Genomic DNA, 16,763 nt, shown 5'->3' with positions numbered 1-16,763 from the left:
TTTCCGGGTGCTTGGACCAACGAGGACTAGCCAGATGCGCATCGAACGCCGTTTCACCAAGCCCGGCCAGTCGCCCTATGCGGAGATTGAATTCCGCAAGGCGGTAAGCGAAATCAAGAACCCGGATGGCTCTGTCGTCTTCCGGCTGGCCGATATCGATGTGCCCGCGCAGTTCAGCCAGGTGGCGGCCGATATTCTGGCCCAGAAATATTTCCGCAAGGCTGGCGTGCCGAAGATCTTGAAAAAGGTCGAGGAAAACGATGTTCCGTCTTTCCTGTGGCGGTCGGTTGCCGATGAAAAGGCCATGAAGGATCTGCCTGAAGACGAGCGCTACGGTTCGGAAACCGATGCGCGTCAGGTCTTTTCGCGTCTGGCTGGCACCTGGGCCTATTGGGGTTGGAAGGGCAAATATTTCACTACAGAAGAAGACGTACTCGCCTTCCGCGATGAGCTGGCCTATATGCTCGCCACCCAGCGCGTCGCGCCGAATTCCCCGCAATGGTTCAACACTGGCCTGCATTGGGCCTATGGCATCGATGGTCCCGGCCAGGGCCATTTCTATATCGATCCTTTCACCGGCAAGCTCACCAAGTCCAAGTCGGCCTATGAACATCCGCAGCCGCATGCCTGCTTCATCCAGTCCGTCGAAGACGATCTGGTCAACGAAGGCGGCATCATGGATCTGTGGGTGCGTGAAGCGCGCCTGTTCAAATACGGTTCCGGCACCGGCTCCAACTTCTCCCATCTGCGCGGCGAAGGCGAAAAGCTGTCGGGCGGCGGTAAATCGTCCGGCCTGATGAGCTTCCTGAAGATCGGCGACCGTGCCGCTGGTGCCATCAAGTCTGGCGGCACCACACGCCGTGCGGCCAAGATGGTGGTTGTGGATATCGACCATCCTGATATTGAAAACTACATCGACTGGAAGGTGAAGGAAGAGCAGAAGGTTGCAGCGCTCGTCACCGGCTCCAAGATCGTCGCCAAGCATCTGAAGGCGATCATGAAGGCCTGCGTCAATTGCTCAGCCGATAACGACGCTTGCTTCGACCCCAATGAAAACCCGGCCCTGAAGCGCGAAATCCGTGCTGCCAAGAAGGATATGGTGCCGGAAAACTACGTCAAGCGGGTCATCCAGTTCGCCCAGCAGGGCTATAAGGATCTGGAATTCAAGACCTATGACACGGATTGGGATTCGGAAGCCTATCTGACTGTCTCGGGCCAGAATTCCAATAATTCCGTTTCGCTGCGGGATGACTTCCTGCGGGCTGTCGAAGACGATGGCAACTGGAACCTGACCGCCCGCCGCGATGGCCGGGTGATGAAGACCCTGAAGGCCCGCGATCTCTGGGAAAAGATTTCCTACGCTGCCTGGGCGTCTGCCGATCCGGGCCTGCATTTCAACACCACCATGAACGACTGGCACACCTGCCCGGCGGCTGGCCCGATCCGCGCTTCCAATCCGTGCTCGGAATATATGTTCCTGGACGACACCGCCTGCAATCTGGCTTCGCTGAACCTGTTGCAGTTCAAGGATGCCGATACCAAGAAAATCGACATTGCCGATTACGAACATGCCGTTCGCCTCTGGACCGTCGTGCTCGAAGTCTCCGTGATGATGGCGCAGTTCCCTTCGCGCCAGATTGCTGAACTGTCCTATGAATACCGCACGCTCGGCCTCGGCTATGCCAACATTGGCGGCCTGCTGATGTCGACTGGCATTCCCTATGACTCGGCTGAAGGCCGCGCCATCTGCGGTGCGCTGAGCGCCATCATGACCGGCGTTTCCTATGCCACGTCGGCTGAAATTGCGTCTGAGCTTGGTCCGTTCCCGGGCTATGCGCCAAACCGCGACAACATGCTGCGCGTTATCCGCAACCATCGCCGCGCCGCCCATGGCCTGTCTGACGGCTATGAGGGTCTTGCCGTCGATCCCGTGCCGCTGGTTCATGCCGAATGCTCTGATCCTGCCCTGATTGCCCATGCCAAGGCGGCCTGGGACAAGGCGCTGGAACTGGGCGAACAGCATGGCTACCGCAATGCTCAGGTCTCCGTCGTTGCCCCGACCGGCACGATCGGCCTGGTTATGGATTGCGACACCACGGGCATTGAGCCGGATTTCGCCCTGGTGAAGTTCAAGAAGCTGGCCGGTGGCGGCTATTTCAAAATCATCAACCGCGCCGTTCCCGAAGCCCTGCGCACGCTTGGCTACACGGAAAGCCAGCTTGCCGAGATTGAGGCCTATGCTGTCGGCCACGGCAATCTCAACCAGGCACCGGGCGTCAACCCCGGCTCGCTGAAAGCCAAGGGCTTTACCGACGAGAAGATCGAGGCGGTCAACGCTGCTCTGGGCGCTGCCTTCGACATCAAGTTCGTCTTTAACCAATGGACCTTGGGCGCTGATTTCCTGAAGGAAACGCTTGGAGTCAGCGCTGAACAACTGACCGACATGAGCTTCAACCTGCTGGAGCATCTGGGCTTTGCCAAGAAGGATATCGAGGCTGCCAATATCCATGTCTGCGGGGCGATGACGCTGGAAGGCGCGCCGTTCCTGAAGAAGGAACATCTGGCGGTCTTCGATTGCGCCAATCCTTGCGGCAAGATCGGCAAGCGGTATCTGTCTGTCGAAAGCCATATCCGCATGATGGCAGCGGCCCAGCCGTTCATTTCCGGGGCGATCTCCAAGACCATCAACATGCCGAACGAGGCAACGGTGGAAGATTGCGGCGCAGCTTACATGCTGTCCTGGAAACTGGCGCTGAAGGCCAATGCGCTGTACCGCGATGGCTCCAAGCTCAGCCAGCCACTGAATTCCTCGCTGATCGAGGATGAGGATGATGAGGACGCGGTTGAGGAACTGTTGGCCCAGCCGCAGGCTGCCCAGGCCGTGACCATTACCGAGCGTATCGTTGAGCGCATTGTCGAGCGGATCGTCCGCGAACAGGAAAAGCTGCCGACCCGCCGCAAGGGCTATACCCAGAAGGCCAAGATCGGTGGTCACACCATCTTCCTGCGCACCGGCGAATATGACGATGGCCGTCTCGGTGAAATCTTCCTTGACATGAACAAGGAAGGCTCGGCTCTGCGCGCCTTCATCAACAACTTCGCGATTTCGGTATCGCTCGGCCTGCAATATGGCGTGCCGCTGGAAGAATATGTTGACGCCTTCACCTTCACCAAGTTCGAACCGGCGGGCATGGTAACCGGCAACGACGCCATCAAGAACGCCACGTCGATCCTCGACTACGTGTTCCGCGAACTGGCGATCTCCTATCTGGGCCGCAACGATCTGGCTCATGTCGACACGTCCGACTTCTCCACCACGGCGCTTGGCCGCGGCGTGAAGGAAGGCAAGGCCGATGTGGTCTCCAAGGGCCTGACCCGCGGCTACAAGCCGACCCTGGTCTCCAGCAGCCAGGCCGGAACCGCCGAACCCCGTGGTGCTGTAACCGGCACTCCGGCCAAGGCCTCGGGCAATGTTGCAGCCTTTTCCGGCAATGCAGCCCGCAAGCTGGAAGTGACGACAGCCATTTCCACCTCCGAAGTCGTGTCCTTCAAGCGCGATTACGAGGAACGGGCCGCCGAACTGGTGGAAGACATGGTCACGGAAACCTTGTTCTCCGACGCCGCCACCGACGAAGCCGAAGCCGCCAAGGCCGAAGCCAAGAAAGTAGAAGCCGCCCGCCGCATGCGCTCCATCGCCCAAGGCTATACCGGCAACATGTGCTCCGAGTGCCAGAACTTCACGATGGTACGGAATGGGACGTGTGAAAAGTGCGACACTTGCGGAAGCACGAGTGGGTGCAGCTGATTTAGACCTATAGAGAGGTAAAGAGACGATTGTTCTTTCATCTCTCTCTGTCTTTCCAAAGAAAGCTGTGATGATTAATTTCATCACAGCTTTTTTGACTCATATTCAGTCTTTTTCAAAGGAGTAGCCGTTGAAATTTGTTTCTGCCTTTCGCAAGCGGAATCCGATATGGGCTGCTGGTTTGGCTCTTGTTCTTTCTCCAGCTATTGGCTGTTTTTATCTTGGCAGAGGGCGATCAGGTCTTCTCTATATGCTCGCCGATGTTTTTATCGGATATGTATTTCCATTTGTGATGAAATACCAAGGGATCCAGCAGCACGAACTTATATTTACTCTTGTTGTTATTAGTTATCGCTTGGGAGGTAGCTTCCACGTTTATATTGCGGCTTCACGCCAGCCGCCTCTGGACCGCTATCCGTGGTTCGCGCGGCTCCATAATTTGGCAATTGTCTTGATTGTTGTGCCACTTCTCAGCGCCTTCGCCATAAGAAACCTTCTCATTCAACCATTTTCCATTGTTTCTGGACCGATGCTGCCGACGCTTGAGGTTGGGGATTATGTATTTTCCGAAAAGGTAACTTACGGAATGAGCCGGTATTCAATCATGCAAGGATTAGGGCCATCGCCCCGTATTGGCGGACGCTTGCCGCTGAGAGGCGAAGTCGTCATTTTCATGCTTCCCTCTTATTCGGGCAACGAATTAGTCAGTCGAGTCATTGGATTACCCGGTGACCGTATTCAAATGCGCAGCGGGCGGCTTTACATCAATGACACTCTCGTTGATCGCCAACGGCTCGGGCAAGACGAAACCCGACCAGGGTCGCCGGGAACTTTGTATTTGGAGCGGTTGCCAGGAGGGGCAGAACATCAGATCATCGAAATGACAGATGAGTCAAAAGGAGACAATTCTGCTGACTTTCTGGTCCCTGACGGGCATTATTTTATGATGGGAGATAACCGGGACAACAGTAACGACAGTCGTTTTGATGTAGGCTTCGTTCCTGCAGAAAACATAGCGTCGCGCCCTTTCTTAATTCTCTTCAATTCCCATTTGTTAAGCAGATCGTGGCTTCCGATAACGTGAGAATGCTGGAAAAATCTATGTCGAGCAGGTCTTTTTTCCGGTGTTTGGCTTTTCATAATGGCGTTGATCAAAGCCGCTTTTCTGAAGAATATGACGCGAAGAACTAAGGCTCGTTGGCAGACATCCAGCTTAAATGGTCCTTGAAAGATTTGACGCCGACATCACAAATGACCGAGCGACTCTATCGTTCGTGAAAAATCTTTCCCACGGGCTGGCAGTTTTCAATATGGGGTGCCAGCACGGTGTGGCCGTCAGCGATGACGCCGTTGACCATGGGGCAGATGAAAAGCACGCCTTTATAGCTCATGGTCTGGCGGTTGTTGATATTGTGACCGGCTGCACTGAGGAATATCTGGATGTTTCGGAACATGTATACGCCTGCGGAGGCGTTTTCCGAGATCACCTGTTTTTCCCGCGCTTCAACCACCACGCCGTCAGTCATCTTCAAATAGCTGTAGCAGTTTTCGCTTGAGGCAAAGACCGGCACGACTGCCCCACATCCTTCTGTCGAAAACAGGGTCTCCGGATCATCAGGTCCGCTTGCGAACAGGATGTCGGCCAGATCGATGATGACGGGCTCGTCTGGCGCGACGAGCGCCATTGCTGCCAGCACGGAGAACAGGGCGCCTCCGGTCAGGTCGGAGAGTGTCACGATGCGGCAGCCGGGCCATTTCAGGCGCAGATATTCAACAAGCTCCGCGAGGTTTGGAACCTCGCGGATGACGAAGATGTAATCCTCTGGCCGAAGCCGGTTCGACCACGCCCTGTCACCCAAGGCAGCGTCGATCAGCGGTTTTCCGCTGAGATCCACCAGCGGTCTAAAGCCATATTTCGGGGTCCACAAATCAGGCCCGGCAAGGGGTACGATACATTTCATGCTTATCAAATCAGCCTAAGATAGGCCTCCAGATCGGGAGGCGTGCCTATACCGTGCATGGCGTCGGGAGCGACATGATAGACGCCGACCCTGGCTCCCTGCTTGATCAGGTAGTTGTAAACCGGGCAGACATAGAACTCGTTGTTGGAGCGATCGTTGTGGGCGATCATATCGGTCGCGGCATCGATGAAATCGCGGGCGCGTCTGAAATAATAGATGCCAACGGTCGCGTTGTCGGAAATCGCCACCTTTTCTTTCACCTCATCGACCAGGCCATCATCGTTCACATGAGCGAACGACCATTTCGGGTCTCGATCCTTGTCCTTGAAGCAGAGAATTGAGCCATCCAGATCGCGCTCCAGTGCATCTTGAATGTAATCCGCGCATTCGAAATCGACGATCTGGTCGCAATTGGCAATCAATAATGGGGCATCGGGATCAAGATGTGTCCGCGCCGTCAAGACGGTGCAAGCCGCACCCTCGGTTACGAAGTTGATCGGCGAAAATGCGAGATCGCCATGAGCTTTCAAACCACTGACGACATCGGGTTCCGCATCCAGATGGTCCTGCCGGGCGATCAGGACGAAGCGCGCATGATCGAGGCGCAGATTGTCCATGACACGCTCGATCATCGTCTTGCCTTTTACATCGATGAACGGCTTTGGCTTGAGGTAACCGACTTGCGCAAACCGGCTGCCAAGGCCCGCCATCGGAATGACGACCTGAACCTGACGGGCGGGCTTGGTCATCGCGGCAACCTTGTCCCGGATCTCGTTCTGATAGAATTCGATGCGCTTGGGCGAATAGAACGAGATATAGCTGTCGGATGGAATCTCGTGTTGGACGATCTTGCCACCGGCGAGAATAACCTCGTTCAGAACCGGGGAAAGATAGTATTTTCCACCAAACGGGTCGGCTTTCAGCAAATAATTCTGGGCAAATTCCACAAATAGACTGCCGCTTCTAAAATAGTAATATCCAGCAATCGCCTTGCGGCTCAGAACGCGCTTTTCCGCCGTTTCTATGACATATCCAGACTGATCTTCACGGATATAGGACCAGCGGGGGTGTACGGAATTGAAGGTCACGACACCTGCATCGGCCTGCGAGCGCGTAAAATCTCGTGCAATGCCCGCCAGATCCGCGTCGATGATCTGGTCGCCATTGCAGATCACCAGAGGATCGTCGTCCACAATATGATCGACGGCCATCAGAGCGGAGCAGACAGCGCCCATGGTCGGATTGTTCAGTTTGATAACGACGGTGCTTTCGCCAGCCAGCAATTTCAAAATTGAATCGAGACTGTATTCAAGCGCATCCTGATTAAGAACGATAAAGATGAACTTCGCGGAGGCATCGCGGTTGCGGATACTGTTGACGACGAGCGAGATCATCGGCGAACCGTCGATTTCGATCAGAGGCTTGGGGAAATGAAACTCGTCCTTTGGGAAAAGATCATCCTTCGACGCGATGGGAATAAGATATCTCATGTGAGGGCCGATTCGATCTTGGTGATTTCGTTCATGATACGCTCATAGGTGACGTCGTTGGTCGATCCCACCACCAGCACATGGGCGCCTGAGGAGCGGGCGGCCTGTATGCCGTGATCGTTATCTTCCAGGATCAGGCATTCCTCCGGCTGCAATTGCAGCCGGTCGATTGCCGTCAGGTAGATTTCGGGATCGGGCTTCGCCTTGCCGACATCCTGATTGGATAGAAAGAAATCCAGGTATTTCAACAGGTCAGCCTGGCGCATCATCGCCTCGACGCTCGACCTGACGGAGTTTGAGCAGACCACGATATGCTTGCCCTCCCGCTTCAGGCGCGCGAGGGCGTATTCGTGATGAAAGACCGGTTGGCATTTTTCGACGATGACCTGATAGGTCATCTTCTGTTTGAGCGTGTTGAGAAAATCGTGCAGCCTTGGCGGCAATCCCCGCGTCTTTGTCAGCATTTCCAGTTTTTTGCGTGTTGGCAGGCCGTCATAGACGGCGAGATGTTCGGTGCGGCTGATATTGAGCCCGAGAAGCGCCAGCGCGTCATTCAGCGTCTCGTAATGCCATTCCTTGGCATCGATCAGAACGCCGTCCATGTCGAAAAGCACTGCCTTGATCATAATGTCCTGTCCGTCTGGTTCATGGCTGGCTTATCCCCATTTCTCGGCGGCGAGGTGCGGCAAGTCGGTGCAGATTGAGATGTCGTCACCTGTCAGATCACCCCAAACATCCCAGGCGGCGGTATGATCACGCCCGTGCAGTTCTGGAGAGACGAGCGCCACCTTCTTGCCGGCATCGAGATGCTTCTGGATGACATCAGGAGTGATCCAGTCGGAATAGAAGGCATCCAGCCACACGCCTTGGGCCTTGTCATAAAAGGGAGGCAGCGGTTCGAGTTCGGAATGGCGGGTATAGGTTATAAAGCCGTTGTTGAGATAGCCGATGGCATCTGGAACAGCCATATCGAAGCAGAACAGATCGGTTATCCCGGCACCCTCCAACGAGGCGCGGAGCGCCTTGTGCAGGCCGTCTGCCTTAATGTTCATGGCAATCGTGCCCGATCCGGCATAGCTCTTGTGCAGATCCAAAAAATAGTCGAGATCCATCACTTGGTCGCCGACGGGCATGTCATGCGCGATTTTCAGCACGCCATTTTGGTCGCGCGTGTCCGTCTCGACCCCGAATCCATTTTCAAAGGCGCGCCTGAAAGCCGTTTCACTGTTTTTTTCGACAGGTTCCAGCCACCAGCCCCTGTGCGCGAGAATTTTCATCGCTCTTTCCATTCAAACGTTGCGAAATAGGTGCTTCACCGGCCACTGCAAATTCCCCGGAAACTAGCCGGGGTTGAACTGAGGAAAGCTCTTCCTGTCGATGTGATAGACGGCAAGATAGTTGTTCTCTCGGAAAAAGTTCGGGTCCTGCGTGTAGGCAAAGGCATTCGTCCATCTCATTGGATGGATCTGTTGATGCACCTTGGAGACAATCCCGGCGTTGCAGAATTCCATCGCATGGGCGATGCCTTCGACCATCGTAAACGAGAAACCACCGTAAAGAGCCATGTAGAACTGGTAGGTGATATGGTCGAATACGCTGTGGACGAGCCTTTCCACAAATTGGAGGCTGGCGTCCCAGCCAATCCACTCCAGAAAGCCCGGGATGCTCTTGGCCGAATAGACCGGAATATCCCACCACCAGGTATAGATGCCCCAATTGCCGGAAATGGCCTGAATTTTTTCATGATCGACCGCCGGTGCCAGCTTTATGGACGAGGCGTGCATGATCTGCCTTTCGGCCGAGTGGTTTGCAGTCAGAGTACCGCCGTACCAGCGTGCTGCGGAAACAACGCTTGCGGCGGCCTCTGTCCAGCCCGTTTTATTGAGAATGAAGGTCTCGGCATCGACGCACAGGAGATAGTCGTAAAGCTTATGGGCGAGAGAAAGCGCCAGGAATTTCTTGACCGTCGGCCAGGTTCTACCCTCAGCGACGACCGACAGTGCGCTGCCTGAGAAATAATCCGACAGCACGATGGATGAGTAGTTCAGGAAAGGGGACGCCTGATGCATCTCTCTGAACTGCAGGCGATCGGCATCGGTGGAAAAGACGAAAATGATGTCGTAGTCGGCACCAATGCTCTGAAACAGCAGGTTGATGCCATAGATGAAATAGGCGTCGTGAATGGGCACGATAAGAGCGGTTCTGTTCTGCGGCTTCCGTGCCTCGCCGCATTCCGTCAAGAGATGAACGCCACGCTCTCCCGGCAGACGGAACTGTCCCTCCATTTCGATGCGTCCGTCGACAGACCGTACGGTATCGAATCGCGTGGTGACAGCAGCGTTCTGGCTCAGAAACTCGACCGCCCCGCCTTTCACGCGCCAGGAGTTTTCATTGGTATGGGAATATCCGCGCAGCCAACCGCCGCTCTCGAAGGATATCTGCGATGCAAAAACCTGTTCGGCGCCAGCTTTACCGAAGGTCCACACACGCTCCTTCATCAGTCGCTCAAGCGACAAATCATCAAGGCCGATCGTCATTGTTGCACTCCTATCCGCAGTTACAAGGCACGGTAGGAAGGCAAACTTGTATGAAGCTGTCGGTCTTCGTTTCACTTGCCTGAGTGGTTGAAGCCGACAAGGTTTATGCAGGACCCATGCAACCAATAGCGGGCTATAGCTTACCTTTGAGCATTTCCAGGAAAATTGGAAACTGGTTTTGGCACCCGGAAATGGGCAAAAACAAAGAGCGTTGCTGCGATTCCATGAAAATCAGAAACGCCCTCGTGTACCAAATATGGTGCACGAGGGCGTGTTGTAAAAACCGGTAGGCTGTGGCGAATTATACTTATGCGGCAACCGCCGCTTTTGCCGTTGCCAGTTTGCGTTCGGCGCGTTCCTGCTGGGGCGAGCGATTGTAGAATTCGCGGTAGCATTTGGAAAAATGCGAGGCGGAGACAAAGCCGCAGGCGACGGCGACTTCCACCACCGGCATCGAGGATTGCACCAGCAGATGCCGGGCACGGTCAAGGCGGATTTCCAGATAATAGCGCGCCGGTGAGCGGCCCATTTCCTGGCGGAACAACCGTTCGATCTGGCGGCGTGACAGATCCACCTTGTCGGCGATATCAAGCAGGGACAAGGGCTCGGCCAGGCTTGCTTCCATCAATTCGATGATCTGCAAGACCTTGTTGTTCTGCACGCCAAGGCGGGCGCGCAGCGGGAGGCGCTGGCGGTCTCCGGCAGCCCGAACCCGGTCGGTCAGATGTTGTTCACAGACCCGGTTGACGAGGCCCTCGCCAAAATCCTGGCCAATCAGGTTGAGCATCATGTCAAGCGAAGCTGTACCGCCCGCGCAGGTGTAGAGATTGCTGTCGACTTCATAGAGATCGGCATAGACTTCGGCCTGGGGGAAGGCTTCCGAAAATCCGGGCAGGTTTTCCCAGTGGATCGCGCAGCGCTTGCCGTTCAAAAGTCCGGCCTGGGCCAGCACATGGGCGCCGGTGCAAAGGCTGCCGACCGCGACGTTGCGGTTATAGGCTTCTCGCAGCCAGGCGTTGACGGATTTGTTGTTAAACTCTTCGACAAAGACGCCGGAACAGACAATCGCCATATTGGGCCGGTTTTCACCGGCCAGGAAACGGCGCTCATCGGCAAGCGACGAATCGACCTCGATGCTGATGCCCGATGAAGACGACACCTTGTTGCCGTCGACTGAACAGAGCCGCCACTCATAAGCCGCATAGCCCAGCATCCTGTTGGCAATGCGCAATGTTTCGATGGCGCCCGCAAACGGCAATAGCGTGAAATTCGGGACAAGAAAAAAGACGATATTGCGTTTTTTAACAGGCGTTTTGCTCATGATGCCACCGTGCTGAGGAGATCTGCTAGAATTGACAGTTTTTAATTCCGCCAATAGCTCAAAAACGACAATAGCACGATAGAAACCGACGACAACAATTTGACATCATTATTGCCGGACCATTTGTGGGTGTTTCATCAGTCAGCCGTCATGGAGCACGGTTGGGACACGTATGGCCAGCGGATTGAAAAAACACAATATTTCGCCTGAATGTCAGGAAGAACGAGGCCCGAAGCAGCCCTTTTGGGCTGTTTAAACTATGTCGCGACGGGTCTGCCACGTGTCGTGTGCAGGCCAGCCAAGATCCTTGCGCATATCGAAAGGGGCTTCTGCCAGCGCCTTTTCCATGGCGCGGTGTTGCCGCCAGGATTCTAGCTGGCTGAACCACGTGGCAATGGCATGAAAAGCCGACTCAGCGAGGATAATACTGCCGGTAAACAGCCGCGAAGGGCTGGAATGAGAAATGTAGGCCATGGAAAGTTCCTTTCGTTGATCTCGCCTAAGAACTTTCTGGTCCTGAGGCGGCAGAGACATCATCTGCCGTATTCATTGATCAATAAAGCGAATGTTTGTGATCTATCGCATCGCATATTGTGATCGGTTTACTGTCCGGCCGTTCCGGCACGACGATGCCCACATCCGCCCGCAGGTATTCAGGCAAGCCATTAAGATGAGCCATCGCCTTTTCACGTGCCTGGCGTAGATGGCGTCTGTCCCGCCAGCGATGAAAGGCCAGCCAGAGCCGCAGCATGGGTGGAACGCGGCGGGGTGTTGTTTCGAAGACCATGCTTTTCACTCCTCCTGATGCCGAACGGCTTCGTTGCAAACAGTGTCAGGTGGAATTGACATTCAATCAAACGAAACGATATGATCTTTATGTTGAGAAAAATTGATGGTTGTCCAATGACCCTTTCCCAGTCTCCCTCCATGCCTTCCACCGTTCTGGCAGCGGCCAGTTTGCCACTTCTGGATAATGACGTGCTGCGCACCTTCGTGGCGATTTCCGAGGTCGGCAGTTTTACGGCTGCCGCAGACATGGTGTTTCGCACCCCCTCGGCGGTATCGATGCAGATCAAGAAGCTGGAGGATCAACTGGGCGTCTCGCTGTTTCGCCGTGATGCCCGTTCCGTCACGTTGACGCCGCATGGGGCTTTGCTGCTCAGCTATGCCAAGCGCATCCTCGCCCTGAACAATGAGGCGGTGGCACGGTTTTTGGCGCCCGAGATGAATGGTGTGGTGCGGCTGGGATCACCTGATGATATCGGCGAACTGGTCCTGCCCGGTATTCTCACTCATCTGGCGCGCACATGGCCGCATCTGGCCATCGAGGTGACGATTGCCGGTTCTGTGGAGCTGCGCAAGGCGGTGAATGAGAAGCGGCTGGACGTAACACTGTTCAATTTTCTAAACGGCATCGCCGCCGATCCCACCATGACAGTGATGAGCGAAAAGCTGGTCTGGGCCGGAAAAAAACACGGTCAGGCCCATCTGAAAACGCCGCTGCCGCTGTCTGTCTGGGATGAGAGCTGTGTGTGGCGCAAGCGCGCCATGACCGAATTGACCCGCCGGGGCAAGGAATTCCGCATCGCCTATTTCTGCGGTCACCACGTCGGGCAATATGCGGCGATCCGGGCTGATATCGCCGTCGCGCCGCTTGCCCGCTTCCTGTTGCAGGAGGATATGGTGGAACTGACCGAGCGTGATGGATTGCCGGATCTTGGCAGTTACGAGGTCGGCCTTGCCGTGTGTGAAGATGCCTCGCCGCCGGTCAAGGCTGTTGCCGATTACGTGCGTTGCGTGCTGGGAAATCGCGGCTGTGTCGACACAGCGGTGGCCGCCTGACCGGATAAAGGCAATTTGGCGACGGGACTTGGAGCGGTCCTGTTCGATCTCTACATCCTGGATGCCGCCCAAAAAGGGTCTATGCAAAGGAGATGGCAGATGAATATGCCGGTCTTGTCCGCTACGAGTGAAGGTGTCGTTGCCAGCCGTCGTTCGCCGGTGCGGGTGATTGCTGATCTGATCCGCAATCCGCTGGATGCCCTGCCGCCGCAGATTTATGATCATAAGCTGGTCTATGCGCAGTTTGGCGATGAGGTACGGCTGCATGTGATGGACCCTGAACTGATCCATGAGGCTCTGGTCAAAAATGCAGCGGTGCTTGGCAAGGGTGAAGACGTTCGCCGTGCACTGGGGCCGGCCTTAGGGCAGGGGTTGTTGACGGCTGATGGCGCCCATTGGAAATGGCAGCGCCAATCGGTTGCCGCCGGTTTTCAATGGGAAAAGCTGAGAGGCTTCCTGCCGGCGATGGTTGCCGCAGCCGAACGCCGCCGTGATTCCTGGCAGGCTGGCGAGACGGTCGATATCGGTCATGAAATGATGCAGACGACATTTGATATCATTGTCGAGACGATGATGACAGGGCGCGACAGGATCGATGTCGCGCGGGTCGAGCAGAGCGTTACCGATTACCTCGAACCGACGGGCTGGATGTTTGCGCTTGGGATGTTGAAGGCGCCGGAATGGATACCCTATCCCGGCAAGGGAAAGGCAAGCCGCGCCGTGGACTATTTGCGGTCCGCCATGGCCACAATGATTGCCGAGCGGCGCGCTGAAGGCGTGGAACGTGCCGACCTGATCTCGATGTTGCTATCGGCTCACGATCCGGAAACAGACCGAGAAATGAACGATGAGCAGATCATCGACAACCTGCTGACCTTCATCTCCGCCGGGCATGAAACCACCGCCCTTGGGCTTGCCTGGACATTCCATCTGCTGGCTAAGCATCCGGCTATCGAGCAAAAGCTACTGGACGAGTTGGACCGTGTGGTGGGAGATGGTCCGGTTATGGCCGAGCATGTCGAGAAATTGACCTATACCAAACAGGTTTTCAACGAAGCCATGCGGCTCTATCCGCCAGCGCCGGTCATTACCCGGACCGCGAACGAGGCGTTTACGTTGGGCCAACACCATATTCAGGCCGGAACTGTCCTGCTGGTGCCAATCCATGCCGTTCATCGCCATAGCCTGATCTGGGACAGGCCGGAGGTGTTCGATCCAGACCGTTTTGCGCCCGAAGCGGTTAAGGCACGGCATCGCTACGCCTTCATGCCGTTTGGGGCAGGGCCGCGCATCTGTATCGGCAGTGCTTTTGCAACCATGGAGGCCGTTGCCATTCTGGCGGTGCTGGCCAAGACTTTTCGTCTGCGCAACAAGAGCGAGGTGACACCGGAGCCGACGATGCGCATTACCCTGAGGCCGAAGAAAAAACTGATCATGGAGATTGAGAACCGGCGGGAGGACGTGCCGGTTTCAGGCTGAACCAGAGTGCTCTTCGCTACCAGATGCCTTTGGTGAGGCCCGTCCACAGCCAGCGCCAGAGGGTCGGCGGAAAATAGAGGGCGGATGGCCCGGTCGGTGCGATAGGGGTCAGCTTGCCCTCCAGCGCGTCGCCAACCGCCTGGCAGGTGATGGGAAGGGCTGCTGCCGTCAACAGCATCGGATAGGTGGAGATGAAATCGCCGGAGCTAGGCTGCGCACGCACCTGGTAGAGGACCGCGCCTGTATCGGTGCCCTGATCGACCAGATGCACCGTTGCGCCGAAATTGCCGCGATCGCCTTTTGCCAGCGCCCAGTAGCCGCCCATCTGACCGCGATAGGCGGGATTGATGCCAGCATGAAGATTAAGCACGGGGCAGGGCATGCTGGCCAGAATTTTGGCCGTCATCAGCCGGGTGCTGACCAACAGGATCACACCGGGAGAGAGCTGTTGGATCGCCTCCTGCGCCTCGGGACTGTTGATGCTGCGCACCGTAGTCACTGGGATCTGCGAATTGAAATGGGGATCGGCTGCAAAATCCTGACAGATCGTTTCTGTGCGTTTTTGGGCTGCTCGGCGCATGAATTTGCCGGCGGCCATGGTGGCTAGCTGACCAAGTGCTGCCACGGTTCCAACCCGCCGTTGACGGCGTCGAAAAATCTCCGCCTTGCTTTCCTGTTCTTCCAAGAGGACCTGCACGTCACCGAAACGGGCTTTCAGCGCGTTGACCACCATCCACGGGTTTGGCCCCCCGGCAGTCATCACCAGAATTGCGCCTTTGCCCTGCTGCTGCCCCATGATCAATCCCCTCAAGCGCCGCTTTAGCCCATGTTATTTATTGTGCTCGCGAGCAATCTGAACCAAACTTTCATAAGTGCGGATATCATGCGGCGTAAATGTTTGGTTAAAAACGCTAAAATCTTTGGGTGCGAATGAACTTTTTTCGAGTTGCCGCGTTCATGCCAATGCGAGGCACCTGTGGTGCCCGATTATCATAATAGGGGTTTATCCAATATGAACACGAAAAAGCTCGCTGCCGTTGCTGCTCTCTTTGTTGCCGCTGCCGCATTGTCGTCATGCGGTAACACGATCCGTGGTATGGGCAAAGATACAGCCAATACCGTGAACGCCACGCAAGCGGCGGGCAATAATGTCGCCAAGGCTGCTAAATAACGCAACCTAACAGCAGTTTTGCTTCACGCCCTTCAAGGGATGAAGCAAAGCTGCTTCGGGAGAGGGAAGAGGAGTTAGGTCCATGTCCATGCATCTGGTTGCCAAAGTGAGTGCTGCTTATATTCTGGCGGTTGTCGTTTCGGCCGCTGGGCATGTCGCCTTCCAGGGTCCGCCGATTCAATTTGCGGGCCAAACTCAGGAAGTGGGCATTCTGACCGCTTCCGCCCAGCAGTAAGAGTGGTGTCAAGTCAACGGCGGGATACAGCTAGCTTTTTTGCTCTATTCCCTCGTGAACCTTGCGTATTGGCGTCCGTGCCAGAAGACGGACCCGAATGGGTGCGCCTTCAAATATTTTATGTGAGAGTTCACTTTTGAGATTTTGCTCGGAAAACGCGCTCCGTTTGAAAATAGTCGTTTGGCTTTTTGCGATCCTGTCCCCGCTTGTTATTTCTCCAGAGCGTGCTGAGGCAGAAGAACAGAGTTGTCGTGACCAGACGGAAAACGGCTTTGCTTATCGTGTCTGTCGATTTGATCCCGCCACGCGCACAATTCGCATCTTCAACCGCAATGCCGACGGCGATGTCTATGGTGGGTTCGAGGCATTGCGAAGCCAGCTTTGGCAGCAAAGACTGATCCTCACCTTTGCCGTCAATGGCGGTATGTATCACTCCGATCTCAGTCCCGTTGGCCTGTTCGTAGACTATGGTATGACGCGCAAGACAGCCGAAACCGCCGATGGTTGGGGCAATTTTTACCTGAAGCCGAATGGCGTGTTTTTTCTAAAAGACGGCCATGCTGGTGTGCTTGAGACCGGGCAATTCGAAACCCAGAAGATTGAAGCGGATTTCGCTACCCAATCCGGCCCAATGCTGGTCATTGATGGTGTTCTGCACCCGAAGTTTCTCCCCACGAGCGACAGTTTGAAAATCCGCAATGGTGTCGGTATCGATGCCAGCGGACAGGTGGTGTTTGTGTTGAGCAAAGACCCTGTGCGTTTCTACGATATGGCCGCGTTCTTTCGCGATCGGTTGGGCGCGGCCAATGCGCTTTATCTGGACGGGACGATTTCAAGCCTTGCCGAGCCGATGGCTGGCCGGATCGACCGGGCCTATCCACTCGGACCGATCATCGCTGTGGTAGACCAGCGCCCCAACTGA

At 55.6% G+C, this 16,763-nt stretch carries 16 protein-coding genes; 7 read left to right on the top strand and 9 right to left on the bottom strand.

Features of this window, described 5'->3' with window-relative positions:
* Positions 1-34 precede the first annotated feature (34 nt).
* Both AVI_RS10225 and lepB read left to right on the top strand, forming a co-directional pair.
* The gene (locus tag AVI_RS10225) at positions 35-3,805 is read left to right on the top strand and encodes a vitamin B12-dependent ribonucleotide reductase (protein ID WP_015916287.1); all 3,771 of its coding nucleotides are present in this window, start codon (positions 35-37) and stop codon (positions 3,803-3,805) included.
* Between the two features lie 130 nt (positions 3,806-3,935).
* Positions 3,936-4,889: a signal peptidase I gene (gene lepB / locus AVI_RS10220; protein WP_015916286.1), complete on the top strand. Its 954-nt coding sequence runs from the start codon at positions 3,936-3,938 to the stop codon at positions 4,887-4,889.
* Positions 4,890-5,070: 181 nt separating this feature from the next.
* Here the strand turns inward: lepB and AVI_RS10215 are convergent, their stop codons facing one another.
* From AVI_RS10215 to AVI_RS10180, 8 genes are all read right to left on the bottom strand, one after another.
* Positions 5,071-5,766 carry a glycosyltransferase family protein gene (locus AVI_RS10215; protein WP_015916285.1) on the bottom strand — a complete coding sequence of 232 codons (696 nt, stop codon included), beginning with the start codon at positions 5,764-5,766 and terminating at the stop codon, positions 5,071-5,073.
* A 5-nt stretch (positions 5,767-5,771) separates the two neighbouring features.
* Positions 5,772-7,256, bottom strand: a complete 1,485-nt coding sequence (locus AVI_RS10210) for a glycosyltransferase family 2 protein (RefSeq protein ID WP_015916284.1) — start codon at positions 7,254-7,256, stop codon at positions 5,772-5,774.
* Entirely contained in the window at positions 7,253-7,882 is a 630-nt protein-coding gene (locus tag AVI_RS10205; RefSeq protein WP_015916283.1) for an HAD family hydrolase, read from the bottom strand. The genes AVI_RS10210 and AVI_RS10205 overlap by 4 nt, the downstream gene beginning before the upstream one ends.
* Positions 7,883-7,912: 30 nt before the next feature.
* Positions 7,913-8,533, bottom strand: a complete 621-nt coding sequence (locus tag AVI_RS10200) for a phosphatidylinositol-specific phospholipase C/glycerophosphodiester phosphodiesterase family protein (protein WP_041696699.1) — start codon at positions 8,531-8,533, stop codon at positions 7,913-7,915.
* A 63-nt stretch (positions 8,534-8,596) separates the two neighbouring features.
* Positions 8,597-9,793 carry a hypothetical protein gene (locus tag AVI_RS10195; RefSeq protein WP_015916281.1) on the bottom strand — a complete coding sequence of 399 codons (1,197 nt, stop codon included), beginning with the start codon at positions 9,791-9,793 and terminating at the stop codon, positions 8,597-8,599.
* Between the two features lie 307 nt (positions 9,794-10,100).
* Entirely contained in the window at positions 10,101-11,114 is a 1,014-nt protein-coding gene (locus AVI_RS10190) for a GlxA family transcriptional regulator (RefSeq protein ID WP_015916280.1), read from the bottom strand.
* 252 nt (positions 11,115-11,366) lie between these two features.
* Positions 11,367-11,588 carry a hypothetical protein gene (locus AVI_RS10185; protein WP_041696697.1) on the bottom strand — a complete coding sequence of 74 codons (222 nt, stop codon included), beginning with the start codon at positions 11,586-11,588 and terminating at the stop codon, positions 11,367-11,369.
* A 79-nt stretch (positions 11,589-11,667) separates the two neighbouring features.
* A complete protein-coding gene (locus tag AVI_RS10180) occupies positions 11,668-11,901 on the bottom strand; it encodes a hypothetical protein (protein WP_041696695.1) in 234 nt (77 codons plus the stop codon).
* A 116-nt stretch (positions 11,902-12,017) separates the two neighbouring features.
* On the opposite strand from AVI_RS10180, the gene AVI_RS10175 reads away from it, so the two are divergent.
* Both AVI_RS10175 and AVI_RS10170 read left to right on the top strand, forming a co-directional pair.
* A complete protein-coding gene (locus AVI_RS10175) occupies positions 12,018-12,956 on the top strand; it encodes a LysR family transcriptional regulator (protein ID WP_234617761.1) in 939 nt (312 codons plus the stop codon).
* Between the two features lie 99 nt (positions 12,957-13,055).
* A complete protein-coding gene (locus tag AVI_RS10170) occupies positions 13,056-14,435 on the top strand; it encodes a cytochrome P450 (protein WP_015916277.1) in 1,380 nt (459 codons plus the stop codon).
* A 16-nt stretch (positions 14,436-14,451) separates the two neighbouring features.
* Here AVI_RS10170 and AVI_RS10165 read toward each other — a convergent pair whose 3' ends face one another.
* The gene (locus AVI_RS10165) at positions 14,452-15,231 is read right to left on the bottom strand and encodes a formyl transferase (protein ID WP_041696693.1); all 780 of its coding nucleotides are present in this window, start codon (positions 15,229-15,231) and stop codon (positions 14,452-14,454) included.
* 216 nt (positions 15,232-15,447) lie between these two features.
* Here AVI_RS10165 and AVI_RS10160 point away from each other — a divergent pair, with 216 nt between their 5' ends.
* The 3 genes from AVI_RS10160 to AVI_RS10155 all read left to right on the top strand — a co-directional run bounded on the left by AVI_RS10160 (position 15,448) and on the right by AVI_RS10155 (position 16,763).
* Positions 15,448-15,606, top strand: coding sequence for an entericidin domain-containing protein (locus AVI_RS10160; RefSeq protein WP_015916275.1), 159 nt, complete (start codon positions 15,448-15,450; stop codon positions 15,604-15,606).
* Positions 15,607-15,688: 82 nt separating this feature from the next.
* Positions 15,689-15,841 carry a hypothetical protein gene (locus tag AVI_RS31060; RefSeq protein WP_156538118.1) on the top strand — a complete coding sequence of 51 codons (153 nt, stop codon included), beginning with the start codon at positions 15,689-15,691 and terminating at the stop codon, positions 15,839-15,841.
* 97 nt (positions 15,842-15,938) lie between these two features.
* Positions 15,939-16,763 carry a phosphodiester glycosidase family protein gene (locus AVI_RS10155; RefSeq protein WP_015916274.1) on the top strand — a complete coding sequence of 275 codons (825 nt, stop codon included), beginning with the start codon at positions 15,939-15,941 and terminating at the stop codon, positions 16,761-16,763.

This window comes from Allorhizobium ampelinum S4, from assembly GCF_000016285.1.
GTDB lineage: Bacteria > Pseudomonadota > Alphaproteobacteria > Rhizobiales > Rhizobiaceae > Allorhizobium > Allorhizobium ampelinum.
The sequence above is the reverse complement of the archived record's forward strand: the minus strand, read 5'-3'. Positions and strand labels throughout refer to the sequence as shown.